This window comes from Kushneria sp. Sum13 (assembly GCF_052692355.1).
Genome location: NZ_CP199847.1, coordinates 3,547,193 through 3,565,364, shown reverse-complemented (window position 1 = coordinate 3,565,364; position 18,172 = coordinate 3,547,193). Strand labels below are relative to the sequence as shown.

Genomic DNA, 18,172 nt, shown 5'->3' with positions numbered 1-18,172 from the left:
CCCCGCCCCTCGCGAGAGGGACGGGGCAATGTCGGTCAGGCGTGGGTTATTTGATACCCATGCACAGGTATTTGATTTCGAGATAGTCCTCGATGCCATAGTGCGAGCCTTCACGGCCGACGCCGGAGGCCTTGATGCCCCCAAACGGGGCGACTTCCGTCGAGATGATGCCTTCATTGATGCCGACCATACCGTATTCGAGCGCCTCCCCCATGCGCCAGCTGCGACCCAGGTTCTGGGTGTAAGCGTAGGCCGCCAGGCCAAACGGCGTGTCGTTGGCCATGGCGATGGCCTCCTGCTCGGTGCCAAAACGGAACAGCGGCGCCAGCGGGCCAAAGGTCTCCTCGGCTGCCACATCCATGTCAGGCGTGACATCGCCAAGCACCGTGGGTTCGAAGAAACTGCCGCCCAACGTGTGGGCCTTGCCGCCACAGAGAATGGTCGCACCGTGTTCGACGGCGTTGTTGATGTGCGCGCGCACCTTGTCGACGGCCTTCTGGTTGATCAACGGCCCCTGCTGGGCGCCCTCTTCTTCTGCCGGTGCGACCTTGAGCGCCTTTACCGCCGTTACCAGCTTCTCGCTGAAGGCATCATAGACGCCGTCCTGGACCAGAAAGCGGTTGGTGCAGACGCAGGTCTGGCCGCTGTTGCGAAACTTCGAGGCGATCGCGCCCTCGACCGCGGCGTCCAGATCGGCGTCATCGAAGACGATGAACGGCGCATTCCCGCCCAGCTCCATGCTGACCTTCTTGATGGTGCCGGCGCACTCCTCCATCAGCTGGCGACCGATCTCGGTCGAGCCGGTAAAGGAGAGCTTGCGGATGGTCTCGCTGTGGGTGAGTTCGGTGCCGATTTCGCTGGCGCGACCGGCCACCACGTTGAACACGCCGGCCGGGACGCCCGCGCGCTCGGCCAGTTCCGCCAGTGCCAGCGCTGACAGCGGGGTTTCCGAGGCGGGCTTTAACACCATGGTGCAGCCGGCGGCCAGCGCCGGACCGGCCTTGCGGGTGATCATGGCAATCGGGAAATTCCACGGGGTGATCGCCGCGACCACGCCGACCGGCTGCTTGATCACGATCAGGCGACGGTCGGGCTTGTCGTTGGGGATCACGTCGCCGTAAACACGCTTGCCCTCCTCGGCAAACCACTCAATGAAGCTGGCGCCGTAATCGACTTCCCCGCGGCTTTCCGCCAGCGGCTTGCCCTGTTCCATGCTCAGGATGCGGGCCAGGTCTTCCCGGTGTTCCTGCATCAGCGCAAACCAGCGCTTGAGAATCAGCGACCGGGCCTTCGCGGTCAGGTCACGCCAGGCCGGCAGGGCCGCGCCGGCAGCGTCAATGGCGCGCCGGGTTTCCGCTTTGCCCACGCGGGCCACGGTCGCGACGGTGTCGCCGTTGGCCGGGTTGGTCACGTCAAACGTATCGCCGCTGTCGGCATCCACCCACTGGCCGTTGATATAGGCCTGTTGACGCAAAAGACTGGAGTCTTTGAGGTTCATGATCCATTTCCACATAAGGGGCCGACGGCACTGGCCGGGCCCGGATGATCGAAAACAGGCAACATCAGTACACCGATGACGAGGGGGATTCGGGGGCATCGCCGCCCTTGAATTCGCCGGCCAGCGCTTTCATGGCGTTCATCAAAAGGCTGGTATCGACGCCCACGGCCACGAAGGTGGCGCCCAGCTCGAGATAGCGCCGCGCGAGCGTCCTGTTGGCCGAGAGAATGCCGGCGGCCTTGCCGGCCTCTTGAATACGCGCGATGCCGTCCTCGATGGCGTTTTGTACCTCGTCATGACCCGGGTCGCCGCGGTGGCCCAGCGAGGCACTCAGATCCGCCGGGCCGATGAAGACACCATCAACGCCTTCGACGGCGGCGATCTCGTCAAGATTCTCAAGCCCCTGTCGGGTCTCGATCTGGAGGAGCAGGCAGATTTCACCGTCGGCCTGATCGAGATAGCCGGGAATGCTGTTCCAGCGCGAGGCGCGGGCCAGCGCGCTGCCCACGCCGCGAATGCCCTCGGGCGGGTAGCGGGTGGCGCGCACCAGCTCGCGGGCCTGTTCGGCGGTATCCACCATCGGCACCAGCAGGGTCTGCACGCCGATATCGAGATATTGCTTGATCAGGGCGGCATCGCCCACGGGCGGGCGCACGACCGGCTGGGCATCGTAGGGCGTGACGGCCTGCAGCTGCTGGAGAATGGTGCGCAGATCGTTCGGGGCGTGCTCGCCGTCGATCAAAAGCCAGTCAAACCCGGCATTGGCGGCCAGTTCGGCGCAGTAGCCATCGGCCAGACCCACCCACAGGCCGATCTGTGCCTGATGATGGGCAAGGGCCTGCTTGAAGGTATTACGGGGCATATCCATGAAGATTCTCCCTGACGGGTCGAAAGAGGAAATGGACGCCGCGACGCATGCAGGACGCCATGACGTGCATGGAGCGGGTGACGGCCACCCTGTTAATATCCCGATGATCGGCGGGCGTCATGCGCCACCAGCGAGGCAGGACACCATGGCACTGGATTTCATTCCCAACATCACCATCGGGCGCGAGTACGACCAGCGCTACGCCGATGCGCCGGTGCACCACGATTCGCTGGCCCACATGGCGAACTTTTACGGGCGCAACATGCCGGTCCATCACCATGACCGGTTCTTTCAGGTGCACTACGTCAAAAGCGGCATGGTGCGGGTCTATCTGGACGAGCGACCCTTTCACCAGCACGGGCCACTCTTTTTTCTGACGCCGCCGACGGTGCCTCACGCCTTCATTACCGAAGAAGGCTGCGATGGCCATGTCCTGACCGTGCGCCAGGAGCTGGTCTGGGCGCTGCTCGAGGAGAGCCCCGAACTGGGGGATGCCTCGAGCGTGGCCCCGGTGTGCGTGGCCACCGGTCATGTCAGCGAACAGGCCCGCGGTGATGTCCAGCGCGTCGAGCGCCTGCTCGATGAGCTGGGGGCCGAGTTCACGACGCAGCGCCCCGGGCGCGATGTGGCGCTGGTGACCCTGACCCGGCTGATTCTGGTCAGTCTCTTTCGACTGAGTGCCAGCTCGCTGCGGGCCAACCATGTGCGCCACGATGCGCTGAGCCTGTTTCGCCGTTTCAATCTGGAGATCGAGACCCATTTTCGCGAGCACTGGACGCTTGCGCACTACGCGAAAACGCTGAACGTGACCGAGGCCCGGCTCAACAGCGTGTGTCGGCGCATCGCCGGTTCGCCCAGCAAGCGGCTGGTGCATGACCGGCTGATGCAGGAGGCCAGGCGCCTTTTGGTGTTTACCCGCATGTCGGTCAACGAAATCGGCTACCAGCTCGGTTTCCAGGACCCTGCCTATTTTTGCCGCTTCTTTGCTCGTCATGTGGGGTCCACCCCATCGCGCTATCGCCATCAGCACACGGCGACCTGAGTCGCCCAGGCGTTATTCAAACGTCGCTCTATTCAAATGTCAGTGTGACCTGCCCGAATGTCCCGAAATCGGCCTCGATATGGCTGCCGGACGGGCATTCGATCGGGCCGATGAACGAGCCCGACAGCACCACCTGACCCGCCTCGATACGCTGGCCGTAGGTCGCCATGCGCCGGGCCAGCCACACAAGGCCGGTGACCGGATCATCCAGCACGCCGGCACCCAGGCCGGTGGCCATGACCTCGCCGTCGCGTTTGACGATCGAGCCGACCCAGCGCAGATCAAGTTCCCGAGGGTCGTGACGCTCGCCACCCAGCACGATGCCGGCATTGGCGGCGTTGTCGGACACCGTGTCGACGATCACGCGCATCCGGCCGGTGTCAGCGTCCTTGCGCACGATGCGGGTATCGAGAATCTCAAGCGATGGCGCCACAAAATCGGTAGCCGCCAGCACGTCTTCACGGGTGACCTCGCCTTCCAGCGGTGCCTTCATGACAAAGGCGATCTCGGCCTCGATACGCGGCTGAATAAAGTGGCCCTTCGGGATCACCGCGCCAGTCTCAAAGCGCATGTAGTCATAGAGCACGCCGCTGTCGGGCGTATCGATGCCGAGCGCGTCCTGCATCACTTTCGAGGTCAGGCCGATCTTCCAGCCGATGATGTCGTGCTCACGTGTCTTGCGCGCCATCTGGGCGGTCTGGATCGCATAGGCGTCGTCCAGCGTCATGTCCGGATAGGCCTTCGAGAGCAGGCCGATCTGCTCGTGACTTTTCTCGGCCTCAAGCAGCGCCTCGGCGGCGGCTTCGATCTGAGCGTTAGTCAGCGCCATGGTGCTCGTCCTCCACGCCGTTGATCAGGGTGCCGATACCGTCGGCCTCGACCTCGATGACATCGCCGGGCTTGAGCCACACGGGCGGATTAAAGCGGGCGCCGGCGCCGGTCGGCGTGCCACACACGATGACGTCGCCCGGCACCAGGGTGGTGAAGGTCGAGACGTAATTCACGATGTAGCGGAAATCGAACATCATGCGCGAGGTGCGATCATTCTGGCGGACCTCGCCGTTGACGCGCGTGGTCAGTTCTATGTCATCCAGCTGGGCGGCGTCACGAAACGGCACCAGCCAGGGGCCGATCGAGCCGGTAGCGTCAAAGTTCTTGCCCTGGGTGACGTTGAACTTGGCGTGACGGACCCAGTCGCGAATCGTGCCTTCGTTGCACAGCGTCAGCGCTGCGATGTGCTCGTAGGCCTTCTCGCGCGCAATGCGGCGACCGCCCTTGCCGATCACGATGGTGACTTCGCCTTCATAGTCGAGCTGCTCGCTCTCCGGCGGGCGGACCAGGTTCACGTTGTGACCCACGAAGCTGCGCGGAAAACGGATAAACAGTGACGGTTTGTCCGGGGCGGCCTGGCCGTCCTTGTACTCCTCGTTGCGCGAGGGGAAGTTGACGCCCACGCAGATCAGCTTTTCAGGGTTGGCCACCGGAATCAGAAAGGTGACCGCGTCTGGCTGGTAATCCGGACGGCGGCCTTCGGCGGCACGCATCAGCTCATCAATGGCGCCCTGCTCGATCACTTCCTTGAGCCCCTGGAAGCGTTCGCCAAATTCCTGACTCAGATCGATGATGCCCTCATCGGTCACGACGCCGTAGCGGTCAGCGCCATCGGCGTGAAAGGCGGCCAGTCGGGCAGGCAGTGCAGTGGTCATGACGTCTCTCCTGCAGAGGCCCGGCATCGGCCGGGCCGGATGTTCAGACAGTGTGGCTCAGGGCGCCACGATGGGCGTGGCCTTGAGCTGGGATTCGACGGGCTCGAGACCTTCAAACAGCGAGCCGTGCTCGAACCAGGAGCGCGGCGCCGGTGCGCCCCACAGGGTCTGGCGCTGGGGATCCTTCAGGTCCCACTTGATCGCTTCCAGGTCCGGGTCGACGGTCTGGTAGTCCGAGCAGTAAATCTCGATGCGGTGACCGTCCGGGTCGAGGATATAGAGAAAGAAGGCATTGGAGATGCCGTGCCGGCCCGGCCCGCGCTCGATGTTGCTGACATAGCCGGTGGTGGCCATCAGGTCGCACAGGTCGATGATGTTCAGCGGTGTGGGCACCCAGAACGCCGTGTGGTGCAGACGCGGGCCCTGGCCGTTGGTGAAGGCCATGTCGTGCACGCCGCCCTTGCGATGGGTCCAGGCCGCCCACAGCTTGCCGCTCTCTTCGTCCTCGGTGTATTCGGTGACCCGAAAGCCCAGCTGGTTATAAAAGTCGACGGACTTGTCCACGTCGGGCGAGAACAGATTGAAGTGGTCGATGCGCAGCGGCTTGACGCCCTTGTAGAGTGCGTACTGCTGATGGATCGGGGAGAGCCGGTCCATCTTGAAGTACAGCTCGATGGGCACGTCAAAGCAGTCGGTGGTGCGCAGGGTGCGGCCCTGATAGGGACGCTCGACCCACTCGACTGGATGACCGTGCTCCTTGAACCAGGCGTGCGCCTTGTCGAGTTCGACCTCGTCGAACACCTTGAGCGACAGCGATCTGACGGTCGCGGTGTCGCTTTTCTCCAGCACGATGCAGTGATGGCCGCGCTCTTCCATGGCGCGCAGGTAGATGCGCTGGTCGTCTTCATCGGTGACCTGCAGGCCGAGCGTGTCGACATAAAAATGCCGACTTTTGCTCAGATCGGTGACGCCGAACACGACGTGGCTCAAACGAATGATGTTGAACGCCGGGTACAGATTGGGAGCTGGAATGGGCATGACGTGTCTCCTTGAGATTCCGGGGCAAGGGGCGCGCGTGGCCCCTTGCGAGTAGCAATATCAGCCGAGCCTTGGCACCTGATGGGCCTTGCGCGGGAAGGAGACGTTGACGGTCTCCATATAGAAGTCGAACGACCAGTCACCGCCGTCGCGGCCAATGCCGGATGACTTGACGCCGCCGAAGGGCGATTCCAGGTGACGCACGTTTTCGGAGTTGACCCAGATCATGCCCGCTTCCAGTTCATCGGTCAGACGCATGGCGCGGTCGAGGTCATTGGTCCATAGATAAGCGGCCAGGCCGTACTGGGTATCGTTGGCCAGTCGCAGCGCTTCTTCTTCATCCTTGAAGGGGATGGCGGTGAGCACCGGGCCAAAGATCTCTTCCTGGGCGATCGTCATGTCGTTGCGGGCGTTGGTGAACAGCGTCGGGCGAATGAAGCAGCCCTGCTCACCGACCTTTTCGCCGCCGGCGGCGATGGTGGCACCCTCTTCACGCGCCTTTTCGAAATACGACAGCACCTTTTCTTCGTGTTCCGGATGGATCAGCGGACCCACCACGGTGTCCGGGTCGAGCGGATGGCCGACCTTCACGCCGTTGGCGATGTCCGCCACGCGACGAGTGACCTCTTCATAGATGCTTTCATGCACCAGCAGTCGCGACGACGAGGTGCAGCGCTCGCCATTGAGCGAGTAGATCATGAAGCTGGCGGCGTTGACGGCGCGCTCGATGTCGGCGTCCTCGAACACGATGACCGGGTTCTTGCCACCGAGCTCAAAATGAAAGCGCTTCAGCGTCGGCGCGGCCTGGGCCATGATCATCTGGCCGGTGCGGCTTTCGCCGACAAAGGCGATGGCCTTGATGCCGGGGTGTTCGGTCAGGGCCTTGCCGGCGTCTTCGCCCATGCCGTTGACAAGGTTCAACACGCCCTTCGGCAGGCCGGCTTCCTCGGCAATTTCGACCAGCAGTCTGGCGGTCATCGGCGAGAATTCGGCCGGCTTGTGGACCACGGTGCAGCCCGAGGCCAGGGCCGGGGCAATCTTCCAGGTCGAGAGCATGAACGGCGTGTTCCACGGCGTGATGACCCCGACCGGTCCCAGCGGACGCCTGGAGGTCACGTTCATCTGGGTCTCGTTGCGCAGCGCCTGACCGTCCTCGGCCTGGGGCGCCCGGTCGGCAAAAAAGCGGAAGTTGGCCGCACCGCGAATGGCGGCCTTTGACATGAAGCGCAGCGACTGGCCGGTGTCCATGCATTCGATAAAGGCGATTTCCTCGGCGCGGGCCTCGATCGCCTCGGCCACCTTGATCAGGATCGCCCGACGCTCCTTGCCCGGCGTTTTGCTCCAGGTCCTGAACGCCTTCTCCGCCGCCTGTACGGCGCGGTCGATGTCGCTGGCCCCGCCGTGGGCGACGTGGGCCAGCGTCGAGAGATCCACCGGCGAGATGGTCTCAAAGGTCCTGCCGGAGTCGGCAGGCACCGACTCACCGTTGATATGGTTTAAAACGCCCTGCTCGCGAAAGCGCTTCATGTAGTCCTGCGCGCGGGTAATGTTGTCGTTCAACTGGCTCATCAGACATCCTCCAGAAAGGGCATGGGCTTACTGTCGGGACAGCCGGGCATGGATCGGGGTGTCCTTCCAGCTCAGCTCGGCATTGATTTCTCGAATTTCCAGCGACAGGGCGAAGTGCGGCGTGGCCAGTACCTCGGACAACACCTGTTGTACGGCGGCAAAGAGACGATCACCGGCGGCCTTGAGATCACTCTGCGCGCGTCCGCTGCCGACACTCAGCGTCATGGCCAGAAAATCGTTGTCGGGATGATCATCGGCAACGATCCAGTGGTCGGCGGCAAAGGCCCGCACGCGAATGCCGGCCCGCGGGAAGAGGTCGCACGTCGTCATGACCTCCCAGGCCGCCCGGCAGATGTCGCGGACATCCACATGTCGCTCGAGCGTGGGCGAATACTCGATATGCAGATGGGGCATGTCTCTCTCCCTGAAAAAGGCCTGAGCGTGGTGATTCAAGAGTGAACGTCTGCCAGGAGCCTTCCCCGGGCACGTCGCGGCTCACTTTTTCGTTAATATATTAACGACATGGGCGGGCATTTTATGTCAAGCCCTATCTTTGTCGATGAAAGGCCAATCTCCGCCCGGTAATCGCGATGGCACAAAATGGGCGAAAAGCGCCCTGCCAGCGATATCGTTCATAGATTAATGAGTGAAGGGCGTGATGGGTGAGCAGAGCGACCAAGGTAGGGGGTGAATTCATGAAAAGTGCAATCGAGAAAGCGTAAAACACATCCTCAAGGGGGCAGGCGTTGCCCAGCATAAAAAGCACACGAGCCGCTGCGCGCCTTCGACCCGGTCGAGGCGATGCGCGGCCCTGCCGTGACCGAGTGCTCATTGCCTCGGCACCGCCACCATCACGAGGACAGCATCATGCAGTTTCATCACTACGGCTATGTGTCAGGCGACCCGCGCAGGCTACCGGCTCTGGGCGAAGGCGTTGACCGACCCGAGACACTGCCCGACAACGTGGATGTTCTGATTGTGGGCACCGGCCCTGCCGGCATGATCATGGCCGCCCAGCTCTCACAGTTTCCGCACATCCGCACCCGCATCATCGAGCGCCGCACGGGCCGGCTTGAAATCGGCCATGCCGACGGCATTCAGGCGCGCAGCGTCGAAACCTTTCAGGCCTTCGGCTTTGCCGACCGCATCACCGCCGAGGCCTACCGCATCACCGAGATGGCCTTCTGGAAGCCGGACCCGGACCGTCCCGAGCACATCAAACGCACGGCGCGTACCCCGGATGACCCGGAGGGCATCAGCGAGTTTCCCCACCTGATCGTCAACCAGGCCCGGGTACTCGACTATCTGGCCGAGTCCGCCGCCAACGGCCCGGCGCGCATTCGCCCGGACTTCGGCTTCGAGTTCAGAGGGCTTGAGATCAATGACGACGAGGACTACCCCGTCAGCGTCTCGGTACGCACGGTGGCAGGCCATGATGAAGGCGTTGAGCGCACCATACGGGCCAGATACGTGGTGGGCTGTGACGGCGCGCGCAGCGGCGTGCGCAGTGCCATCGGCTGTACGCTTGCCGGCGATCAGGCCAATCATGCCTGGGGGGTCATGGACGTGCTGGCGGTCACCGATTTTCCCGACATCCGCACCAAATGTGCCATTCAGTCCCGCTCCGGCGGCAGCATTTTGCTGATTCCGCGCGAGGGTGGGCACCTGTTTCGCATGTATGTCGATCTGGGCGAAGTGCCTGCCGATGGCAGCAGCGCCGTGCGCAATACGCCCATCGAGCAGATCATCAAAAGGGCCAACGAGATCCTCACACCCTATACCCTCGATGTTCGAGACGTGGCCTGGCACAGCGTCTATGAAGTGGGACACCGTCTGACCGACCGCTTTGATGATGTCGAGGACCCCGAATCCGGCCGCCTGCCGCGGGTGTTTATCACGGGTGACGCCTGCCACACCCACAGTGCCAAGGCGGGTCAGGGCATGAACGTGTCGATGCAGGACGGCTTCAACCTGGGCTGGAAGCTCGGCTACGTGCTGACTCAGCGCAGTCCGGCCAGCCTGCTGTCGACCTATTCTGGCGAACGTCAGGTCGTGGCGGCCAATCTGATCGCGTTCGACAAGCAGTGGTCAACGATGATGGCCAAACGCCCGGAGGAGTTCGAGGACCCGGGCGAGCTGGAAGCGTTTTACACCCGTACCATCGAGTTTCCGGCCGGCTTCATGACCGAATACGCACCCTCGATGATCACCAATGACGCCGAGCAGCAGGCGCGTGCCAACGGCTTTCCGGTCGGCAAGCGCTTCAAGTCGGCGAGGGTGTCGCGGGTATGTGATGGCAACCCGCTTCAGCTCGGCCATCAGGCCCGGGCCGACGGTCGATGGCGCCTGTATGTGTTTGCCGATGCTGCCACCGCCGGCGAGAACAGCGCGACGCAGCGTCTGGCCGAGTGGCTTGCATCGTCGCCGCAGTCACCGCTCAACGCAGGCGGTCACGGCGATGCCCGGAACGACTGGTTCGATATCAAGGTGATCTATCAGCAGCGCCATGAGGATGTGGCGATCAATCAGGTGCCGCAGGTGTTCAAGCCGACCGTGGGCCCGTTTGCGCTGGTGGACCTTGAAAATGTGTTTGGCGTGGCACCTGACGAGGACATTTTCGATCTGCGCGGCATCGACCGTAACGGGGCGCTGGTGGTGGTACGTCCCGATCAATACGTGGCCGATGTGCTGAGCCTTGAGGATACCGGGCGGCTGGCTGCGTTCTTCCAGCGTCTTCTGATCTGACCTCCCCTCCCCTGCCTGAATCATCGACATCACACGACGGCGGTACGCCAGGGGCGTACCGCCGCGATGTCTGTGGGCAATGGCCATGAAAAATGCAATGGCAGGCGCTGTGCCAGAGGCGCGCGTATACAGAAAGTCGAATTGTTAACTTATTAATGAATGGATAGCCTGGTCATGTATCAGCGCTGACGATCGCCCGTGATCCATCGCGTTCTGGTGCGCCGAAGCCGCCATGACATCCCGATGTCCATGGCCTGATGTCGCTTCGGCCATCCCTTTTCCGTGGAGGTTGCATGACACCGTCACCAATTGCTCGTCCCGCGCCCGTGGCTGATTGGGTCGATATTGATACGCTCTATCGCGACCCGTATCCGACCTATGAACGTCTTCGTCGTGAGGGCGGCGTTCACTGGGTGCCCTGCGTCAATCGCTACCTGATCACCAGCTATGAGGCCGTGATCATCACCGAGCATGACCAGCAGACCTTTTCTGCCAATGAACGTGACTCGCTTCAGATACGGGCCATGGGGCATTCGATGCTGCGTCGCGACGACCCGGAGCATTACCACGAGCGTCGGCAGTGGCAGGGCGTGTTCAAGCCGGGCGCCGTGAAAAACACCTGGACGCAGATCTTCCACGACAAGGGGCGCGAGCAGCTGGCTCGATTTATCGACATGGGGCCCGGGGCCGACATCATCCGGGACTTTTCGGCCCCTTTTGCCGCCGAGTGTCTGAAATCGATGCTCGGGCTTTACAACGCCTCGGCGGAAGCTCTTCAGCGCTGGTCACAGACTTTGATCGATGCCACCGGCAACTACGCCGAGGACCCGGCGGTCTGGGCGGCGGGCAAGCGCTCGTTTGATGAGGTGGATATCGCGCTGGATGAGATGCTCGAGTGGCATCTGCATCACCGGGACCACTCCCTGATCTCGCTGCTGCTCTCCTCGCCCGAGGCGCAGATGCCGATCGAAAAGATCCGTGCCAACCTCAAGATGAGCATCGGTGGCGGGCTTAACGAGCCGCGCGACGCGCTGGGAGTGGCGGCCTGGGCGATGCTGACCCATCCCGACCAGCGCCTGGCGGTAGAGCGTGATCCGGGCCTCTGGTCGACGGTGTTTGATGAAACCATTCGCTGGGTAGCGCCCATCGGGCTCTACTCGCGCCAGACCACGACAAAAACGGTGCTGGCCGGTGTCGAGCTGCCGGAAGGCGCGCGGCTGGGCATCTGTATTCTCTCGGCCAATCGGGATGAGTCGATCTGGGCGCGTGCGGACGAATTCGACATTCACCGCGAGGTGAAACCGCATCTGGCGTTCAGCAAGGGCACACACGTCTGTCTGGGCGCGCGGGCCGCGCGCGCCGAGGTGGCCGAAGTCGCCCTGCCGCTGCTGTTCAATCATTTAAAGGGGCTCGATGTGCACCCTGACCGCGAGCCCACCATCGGCGGCTGGGTCTTTCGCGGCATGCTGACCCTGCCGGTGACCTGGCGTGATGTGGCGCCGCTTGAAGGCGGGCCTGTCTCCGTGTTCGCGAACGGTTCAGCGGCGGCAACGATGGAGGCCGAGGCGACCCCGCATGTGGCCATTGTCGGCTCGGGGCCGGCGGGCTGTTTCACTGCCAAAGAGATTCAGCGCCGCATGCCGGGTGCGCGTATCGATCTTGTCGACCGGCTGCCTGTGCCCTATGGGCTGCTGCGCTATGGCGTGGCCGGCGATCATCAGGGCACCAAGGCGGTGTCGCGTCAGTTTGATCGTCTGTTCGAGTCGCCGAACGTGCGCTTTGTCGGCAATACCACCCTGGGTCGGGACGTGTCGTTCAGTGATCTGCGGACGGGGTACGACGCGGTTGTGCTGGCCTCCGGCGCCTGCGCGGACCGTCGTCTGAACATTCCGGGCGAGGATCTGACCGGCGTGTTTGGCGCAGGCTGCATTACTCGCCGGCTCAACGGCCATCCGGACGAAACCGACACCCCGACACTGGGCCGGCGCGTGGCGATTGTCGGTCAGGGCAATGTGGCCATCGACGTGCTGCGGCTGCTATCGATCCGGCCGCTGGATCTCGAGGGCAGTGACATTGATGATGCCGTACACGGCGCGCTGACCCGCGAGATCGATACGCTGCACATCATTGGCCGTTCAAGTGCCCGAACGGCCCGCTTTGATCCGGTGATGATCCGCGAGCTGGGACGCTTCCCGAACATTCGACACCGCCTCCACGGGGTCGACCTCGACAGTGTGGTGGACGGCAAGGATGCCCGGCTGGATGCACTGCGCCGGCTGCCGGGCGTGGGTGACATCGGGGTCGAGGGCGCCATTGAGGTCGAGAGCACCCCTCGCATCACGGTCGAGTGGTGGTTCGAGGCGGTGCCCGAACGCATCAACGGGCAGGCGCAGGTTGAAGGGCTGGCGCTGCGGTTTGAGGGTGACACGGTGTCACTGGCCGCAGACTCGGTGATTACGGCCATCGGCTTTGTGCCCGACCCGGAGGATGCGGTGTCCAAAGCACTTGCCGAGCTGCCGGCTGCTTCCGAGACCGGACGCATCGAGGCCGGGCTGTATCTGGCCGGCTGGCTGCGGCGTGGTGCCCGCGGCACGATTCCCGATCAGCGCAGTGATGCCCGGGCGCTGGCCAGTGTGATCGGCGCTGACATCGCCACGGGAGAGGTGACGTGTTCGCGCAGTGGACTTGCGCCGCATGCCGAGGCCACCGATATCGACGGCTGGCGTCGGATTGATCACGTTGAATGTGCCCGGCCGGCCGCTGGCCGGGTGCGTACCAAGCTGGACACGCTCGAGGCCCTGCTTGAATCGGCGCGCAACGCGTCATTGGTGATCCCGCGCGACGTTCAGGCGGCGGGCGGCGACGGCGACAGCCTGGGCAATCTGTCGGTCAGCATTTTGTTTGGCACCGAGTCCGGCAATGCAGAACTGGTGGCCGAGGAGCTTGAGCAGGCGCTCAATGGGCGCTGTGAGGTCACCGTGGCCGATCTGGGCGATATCGAGCCCGGGTCGCTCGACCCTGAGCGGTTTTATCTGATGGTCTGCTCGACCTATGGTGACGGTGAGGTGCCCGGCGGCGCCATGGATTTTTACCAGGCACTGCGTGATGACGCTCCGAACCTGGCCGGCATTCGCTTTGCATGCCTTGGGCTGGGCGACAGCAGCTACGCCAAAACCTATTCCCGCGGCGGCGAGCTGCTCGCCGAAGCGCTAATGGCTTGCGGGGCCACGCGGGTTGGCGAATTCGGTCGCCACGATGCCAGCGGGGCGCTTTCGGCATCAGAGGTGGCACTGGACTGGGCAGAAGGTGTGCTGGCGCTGGTGACTGAGGCGGCGAGCGTGCCGGCCTGACGCCTGGCATATAAGCGTTGTCCTGTCGGCACGACTGTCCCTGATGCCTGCAGGCGGCACTTCAAACGACCGGCCCCGTGCCGGTTTTTTGATGTCTGTGCGACGCCTCGGCAGCGCGGGGCGGGTTTTCGTCAGCGCCAGACAAGCGCGGTGCGGCGCTGCTCGATAGTTTGTGATCAGAGGCCCTGCGCCTCGGGTGTCCTGATCATTAAAGCCATGATCACCACCACCCTGATCTTCAAAACAAAGCGCGTCACAACAACAAGGGACGATTGCCTCATGACCACCTCACGCTATAGCCCCCTGCTGCCGCGGCTGGCCGCCGGTACTGCGATCACGCTGTCCATGTGTGGCAGCGCCTCGGCGCTTGAGCTCTACGCCACCGATCAGACCAAAATCAATTTGAACGTCAACGGCGTGGGGGGCGTCTTTCACTCCCAGAAGGGCTATGCCCAGTCGGAGACAGCCGAGGCCGGGGGTAGGGACTGGCAGGAAGGGTTTATCAAGTACGGCCTGGATGCGACCCACACGCTCTCGCCGACGCAGGGCTCGCTCTACGGCAACGTGGCCTGGACCTCGAGCGCGACCTGGGGCCAGGGCGATGCCGGCGGCTTTACCACCGGCGATGAGCGCCGCACGCACATCGAAAACCTGTTTGGCGGCTGGAAGTCCGGCGACATGGTGCCGGCGCTGGGTCATGACGGGATCGATGTCTCCTTCGGGCGGCAATACATTCAGGCCGGCGACGGCTTTTTGATTTCCGGCGACTCGCTCAACTTCGGTGATGGGGTGCTGGGCGGCGATCTCGACCGCGGCGGGGCCTACTATCTGGCCGCGCGGCAGTCCTTTGACAATACCGCGGTGGTACGACTGGGTGGCGATCAGGGCTGGCGTGGTGATCTGATGTGGCTGAAGTCCGACAACCGGGCGCAGGCGCGACCGGAGATGGCGGTAGGCACTCTGGAGCATGTCGATGGCGACAATACGCTTGGGGCGACGTACATCAAGGTTCTGGATACCGACAGCGACTACGCGTTTCTCTATCCGGACCGCGACAATACAAGGGTCTATAGCGTCTACGGCCACGGCAATGCGGGCGTCAAAAACCTGTTTCTGGCCGGTCAGTACGCCTTTCAGGACAAGGGCAACGACGACAGTGAAAACGCCTGGTATCTGGAAGCCGGCTGGACGTTTGATCAGCTGGCCTGGTCGCCCTACGTCAGCTATCGCTTCAGCCGCTTCTCCGACGGTTATGACCCGCTCTTTTACGGCAACGGCCGTGCACTGGGCACCTGGTTCCAGGGCGAGGTGGCGGCCAACTATGCCGGCCCCTTTGCAAGCAACGCGCGCGTTCATCAGGCCAAGCTGGCCCTCCAGCCCTCGGAGCAGTTGAGCCTCGGGGTGCTGGCCTATCGCTTTGATACGCTTGATACCCGTCAGGGGCCGAAACTCGACGGCAACGAGATCGATCTTTACGGCAACTGGGCCATCAACGATCACTGGTGGGTGATGCCGCTGGTGGGGCGCTACAAGCCTGATGCTTCTGCAGACAGCGGCGGTTCGCAGCTCGGCGACAGCGGTACGAACTACTACACCCAGCTGCTGGTCGGCTTCAATTTCTAGTACTCGGCAGCCAGCGTCATGTGTCCGGCAGCGCAGGGCAAGCGCGGCACCTGTCGGACACATAGTCTGAGCCCATGTCATGTCGCGCGGCCCCTGAGGGGTCGCCTCCATTGAAGCTGCGTATGCGCAGGAGATTGTCATGAGTCAGACCACTATCGCACAGGGTGTGCAGGACTTCTTCAAGCGGGCCACCGGCTCGTTGATCGACGGCGCCTTTCTCGATGAGGGCAAATCCTTTGAGGTCATCGACCCCGCGACCGGTCAGGCGCTGACCTCGCTGTGTGAAGGCGACCGCGCCCTGGCCGACCGGGCAATAGCGCTGGCAAAGGAGAGCTTTGAGGATGGCCGCTGGTCCGGACTGACGCCGGCAGCGCGTGAGCGGATACTGCTGCGGTTTGCCGACCTGGTCGAGGCGCATACAGAAGAGCTTGCCCAGATCGAGACGCTCAACCAGGGCAAGTCGATCAATCTCTCCCGCGGTATCGATGTGGGCTTTTCAATCGATTTCATCCGCTACATGGCCGGCTGGGCCACCAAGCTCGAGGGCAGCACGCGGGCCGTGTCCATCGGCATGCCGGAGGGCGCGAAGTTCAACGCCTACACGCTGCGCCAGCCGCTGGGCGTGGTGGCGGCGATCGTGCCGTGGAATTTCCCGATGATGATTGCGCTGTGGAAGGTCGTCCCGGCGCTGGCGGCCGGCTGCACGGTGGTGCTCAAGCCCGCCTCGGAGACGCCGCTGAGCGTGCTGCGTCTGGCGGAGCTTGCCATCGAGGCCGGCGTGCCAAACGGCGTATTCAACGTGGTGCTGGGGTCGGGCTCGGTGGTCGGGACACGTCTGGCCGAGCATCCCGACGTCAAAAAGGTCACCTTCACCGGCAGCACCGCGGTCGGCAAGCAGGTCGGCCACGCGGCCGTTGAGCACATGGCGCACTCATCGCTGGAGCTGGGTGGCAAGAACCCGATGCTGGTGCTGGAAGATGCCGACATCGACCGCGCCGTTAACGGGGCATTGATGGGCGGTTTGTTCAACCAGGGCCAGGTCTGCGCCGCGGCCTCGCGCTTTTATGTCCACCGCAGCATTCACGATACCTTCTGTGAACGACTCGCCCAGGCCATCGATACCCTGCAGGCCGGGCCCGGCATGGACCCGCAGGCGCAGGTCAATCCGCTGGTCTCCAAACGTCAGCAGGAGAGCGTGCGCGGCTATCTCGACCGGGCGCGCGAGCAGGGTGCCCGCATTCACATCGGCAACGAAGTGCCCAACGAAGGCTTTTATGTCTCGCCGGCCATCATCAGCGGTGCCAGTCACGACATGGAGATTGCCCGCGAAGAGGTCTTTGGCCCCGTGCTGACGGTGATTCCGTTTGATGACGAGCAAGATGCCCTGCGAATGGTCAACGACAGCGAGCTGGGGCTGGCGGCGAGTCTCTGGACCAACAACCTTTCAAAGGCCATGGCCCTGACGCCGCGCATCGAAGCCGGCACGGTCTGGGTCAATACCCACGTGACCCTCGACCCGGCCATGCCGTTTGGCGGCTTCAAGATGTCCGGGCTTGGCAAGGAGTTCGGCCCGGAAGCGGTCAATGCCTACACCGAACTCAAGTCGGTCTGTATCGCCTACTAGGTCAGGTAATCGGCCTCTCGATCATCGAGAGGCCGGTATGTTGGGAGGGATCGGTTTGCGTGGCGGGTGCGCCTATGCGGCGTGCTCAAGCCGTGTACGGCGATACTCCCGCGGCGAACTTGCAAACTCGCGCTTGAAGGAGCGGCTGAAATGCGCCGAGTCGGTAAAGCCCCACTTGTAGGCAATCTGGGTGATCGAGCGCCGACTCAGAATCGGACTGCCCAGTTCTTCGGCACAGCGGGCCAGCCGGCGGCGCTGTACGTAGCGACACACCGTCTCGCCATGCTGTTCGAACAGGCGATAAAGCTGTCGAACCGACATGTGAAAGGCGGACGCCAGACGTTCCGGTCGGATGTCGTCCTCATGCAGATGCTGGTCGATAAACTGCTGAACGCAGATGAACAGCGTGCCATCGGCCTGTTCCAGAAAGGCAGGCGACAGCGCCTGATGCTGGTAGATGGCCGGCAGCAGCGCCGACAGTGACTCCGATATCCCCCGCTCTTTTTCTTCGGCCGCCGCCAGCGGCTCGGTGACCATTCGATTGACGACCAGCTGCAGGATCTGGCTGCTGGCACAGCCTGCCGTGATCTTCATGAAGGGAATCGCAACATTGCCGAAGCGCTCGGCCACCTCCCTGCGCGACAGATGCAGCGAGTCGTGCTCGATAAGGCCATGAGGAATGATGTCGCATGCCCTGATGGAGTCCATCAGCACCATTTCGCCCGGGCGCAGCGTGATGTGGGTGCCATCCTGCACCAGCGTGGCGTGGCCCTGCTTTTGAACGATCAGAAAACAGTAGCGGTCTTCATCGCAGCGCTGGGCATGGCTGCTGGTAATCTTTTCGGCATTCGTGACGATATTGGCAATATCGATGCCACCGTTGCAGCGTTTTGAGACACTGCCCTGAAAGCTTCGGCGGTCTCGGGGAATGGAGTCGAAAGGGCCACATGTTTGCCTTACGGCGCCAAGCCAGACATCGAACGGCAGTGAGGTTGCATTCGTGGTTAGCATTGGGTCACCATATTCATTAACATTTTAATGGTTAGAAGGACTCTAAAGAAAAAACCGCTTTGTCACCACCATCCATTGGTCAAGCATGCCCGGTCTGA

At 62.9% G+C, this 18,172-nt stretch carries 13 protein-coding genes; 5 read left to right on the top strand and 8 right to left on the bottom strand.

The genetic code is table 11. The features are described 5' to 3' along the window. Positions 1 to 46: 46 nt before the first annotated feature. Positions 47 to 1,498, bottom strand: a complete 1,452-nt coding sequence (gabD, locus tag ACUN8C_RS16485) for an NADP-dependent succinate-semialdehyde dehydrogenase (protein ID WP_445620243.1) — start codon at positions 1,496 to 1,498, stop codon at positions 47 to 49. Between the two features lie 64 nt (positions 1,499 to 1,562). Beyond that, positions 1,563 to 2,366, bottom strand: coding sequence for a 4-hydroxy-2-oxoheptanedioate aldolase (gene hpaI / locus ACUN8C_RS16480; RefSeq protein ID WP_445620242.1), 804 nt, complete (start codon positions 2,364 to 2,366; stop codon positions 1,563 to 1,565). On the opposite strand from hpaI, the gene hpaA reads away from it, so the two are divergent. Then, positions 2,365 to 3,408, top strand: a complete 1,044-nt coding sequence (gene hpaA, locus ACUN8C_RS16475) for a 4-hydroxyphenylacetate catabolism regulatory protein HpaA (RefSeq protein ID WP_445620241.1) — start codon at positions 2,365 to 2,367, stop codon at positions 3,406 to 3,408. The two genes, hpaI and hpaA, sit on opposite strands and share 2 nt — an antisense overlap. Positions 3,409 to 3,436: 28 nt before the next feature. On the opposite strand, the gene ACUN8C_RS16470 is transcribed toward hpaA, so the two are convergent. Genes ACUN8C_RS16470 through ACUN8C_RS16450 form a run of 5 tightly spaced genes read right to left on the bottom strand, consistent with a single transcriptional unit; the run spans position 3,437 to position 8,135 of the window. After that, positions 3,437 to 4,237 (bottom strand): 2-oxo-hept-4-ene-1,7-dioate hydratase, encoded by an 801-nt coding sequence (locus tag ACUN8C_RS16470; RefSeq protein WP_445620240.1) that lies wholly within the window; start codon positions 4,235 to 4,237, stop codon positions 3,437 to 3,439. Further along, positions 4,224 to 5,114 (bottom strand): fumarylacetoacetate hydrolase family protein, encoded by an 891-nt coding sequence (locus ACUN8C_RS16465; protein ID WP_445620239.1) that lies wholly within the window; start codon positions 5,112 to 5,114, stop codon positions 4,224 to 4,226. The genes ACUN8C_RS16470 and ACUN8C_RS16465 overlap by 14 nt, the downstream gene beginning before the upstream one ends. 57 nt (positions 5,115 to 5,171) lie before the next feature. Then, a complete protein-coding gene (gene hpaD / locus ACUN8C_RS16460; RefSeq protein WP_445620238.1) occupies positions 5,172 to 6,152 on the bottom strand; it encodes a 3,4-dihydroxyphenylacetate 2,3-dioxygenase in 981 nt (326 codons plus the stop codon). A gap of 60 nt (positions 6,153 to 6,212) precedes the next feature. Continuing rightward, entirely contained in the window at positions 6,213 to 7,721 is a 1,509-nt protein-coding gene (hpaE, locus tag ACUN8C_RS16455) for a 5-carboxymethyl-2-hydroxymuconate semialdehyde dehydrogenase (RefSeq protein ID WP_445620237.1), read from the bottom strand. Positions 7,722 to 7,748: 27 nt separating this feature from the next. Next, positions 7,749 to 8,135: a 5-carboxymethyl-2-hydroxymuconate Delta-isomerase gene (locus ACUN8C_RS16450; protein WP_445620236.1), complete on the bottom strand. Its 387-nt coding sequence runs from the start codon at positions 8,133 to 8,135 to the stop codon at positions 7,749 to 7,751. A 453-nt stretch (positions 8,136 to 8,588) separates the two neighbouring features. On the opposite strand from ACUN8C_RS16450, the gene ACUN8C_RS16445 reads away from it, so the two are divergent. The 4 genes from ACUN8C_RS16445 (at position 8,589) to ACUN8C_RS16430 (ending at position 17,063) form a co-directional block, all read left to right on the top strand. Further along, a complete protein-coding gene (locus tag ACUN8C_RS16445) occupies positions 8,589 to 10,466 on the top strand; it encodes an FAD-binding monooxygenase (protein ID WP_445620235.1) in 1,878 nt (625 codons plus the stop codon). Between the two features lie 293 nt (positions 10,467 to 10,759). Further along, positions 10,760 to 13,816, top strand: coding sequence for a cytochrome P450 (locus ACUN8C_RS16440; protein WP_445620234.1), 3,057 nt, complete (start codon positions 10,760 to 10,762; stop codon positions 13,814 to 13,816). A gap of 279 nt (positions 13,817 to 14,095) precedes the next feature. Continuing rightward, complete coding sequence (locus tag ACUN8C_RS16435) at positions 14,096 to 15,439, top strand: hypothetical protein (protein WP_445620233.1); 1,344 nt, start codon at positions 14,096 to 14,098, stop codon at positions 15,437 to 15,439. A 139-nt stretch (positions 15,440 to 15,578) separates the two neighbouring features. Next, a complete protein-coding gene (locus tag ACUN8C_RS16430) occupies positions 15,579 to 17,063 on the top strand; it encodes an aldehyde dehydrogenase family protein (RefSeq protein WP_445620232.1) in 1,485 nt (494 codons plus the stop codon). 72 nt (positions 17,064 to 17,135) lie between these two features. On the opposite strand, the gene feaR is transcribed toward ACUN8C_RS16430, so the two are convergent. Then, positions 17,136 to 18,074: a transcriptional regulator FeaR gene (gene feaR, locus ACUN8C_RS16425; protein WP_445620231.1), complete on the bottom strand. Its 939-nt coding sequence runs from the start codon at positions 18,072 to 18,074 to the stop codon at positions 17,136 to 17,138. Positions 18,075 to 18,172: the final 98 nt, after the last annotated feature.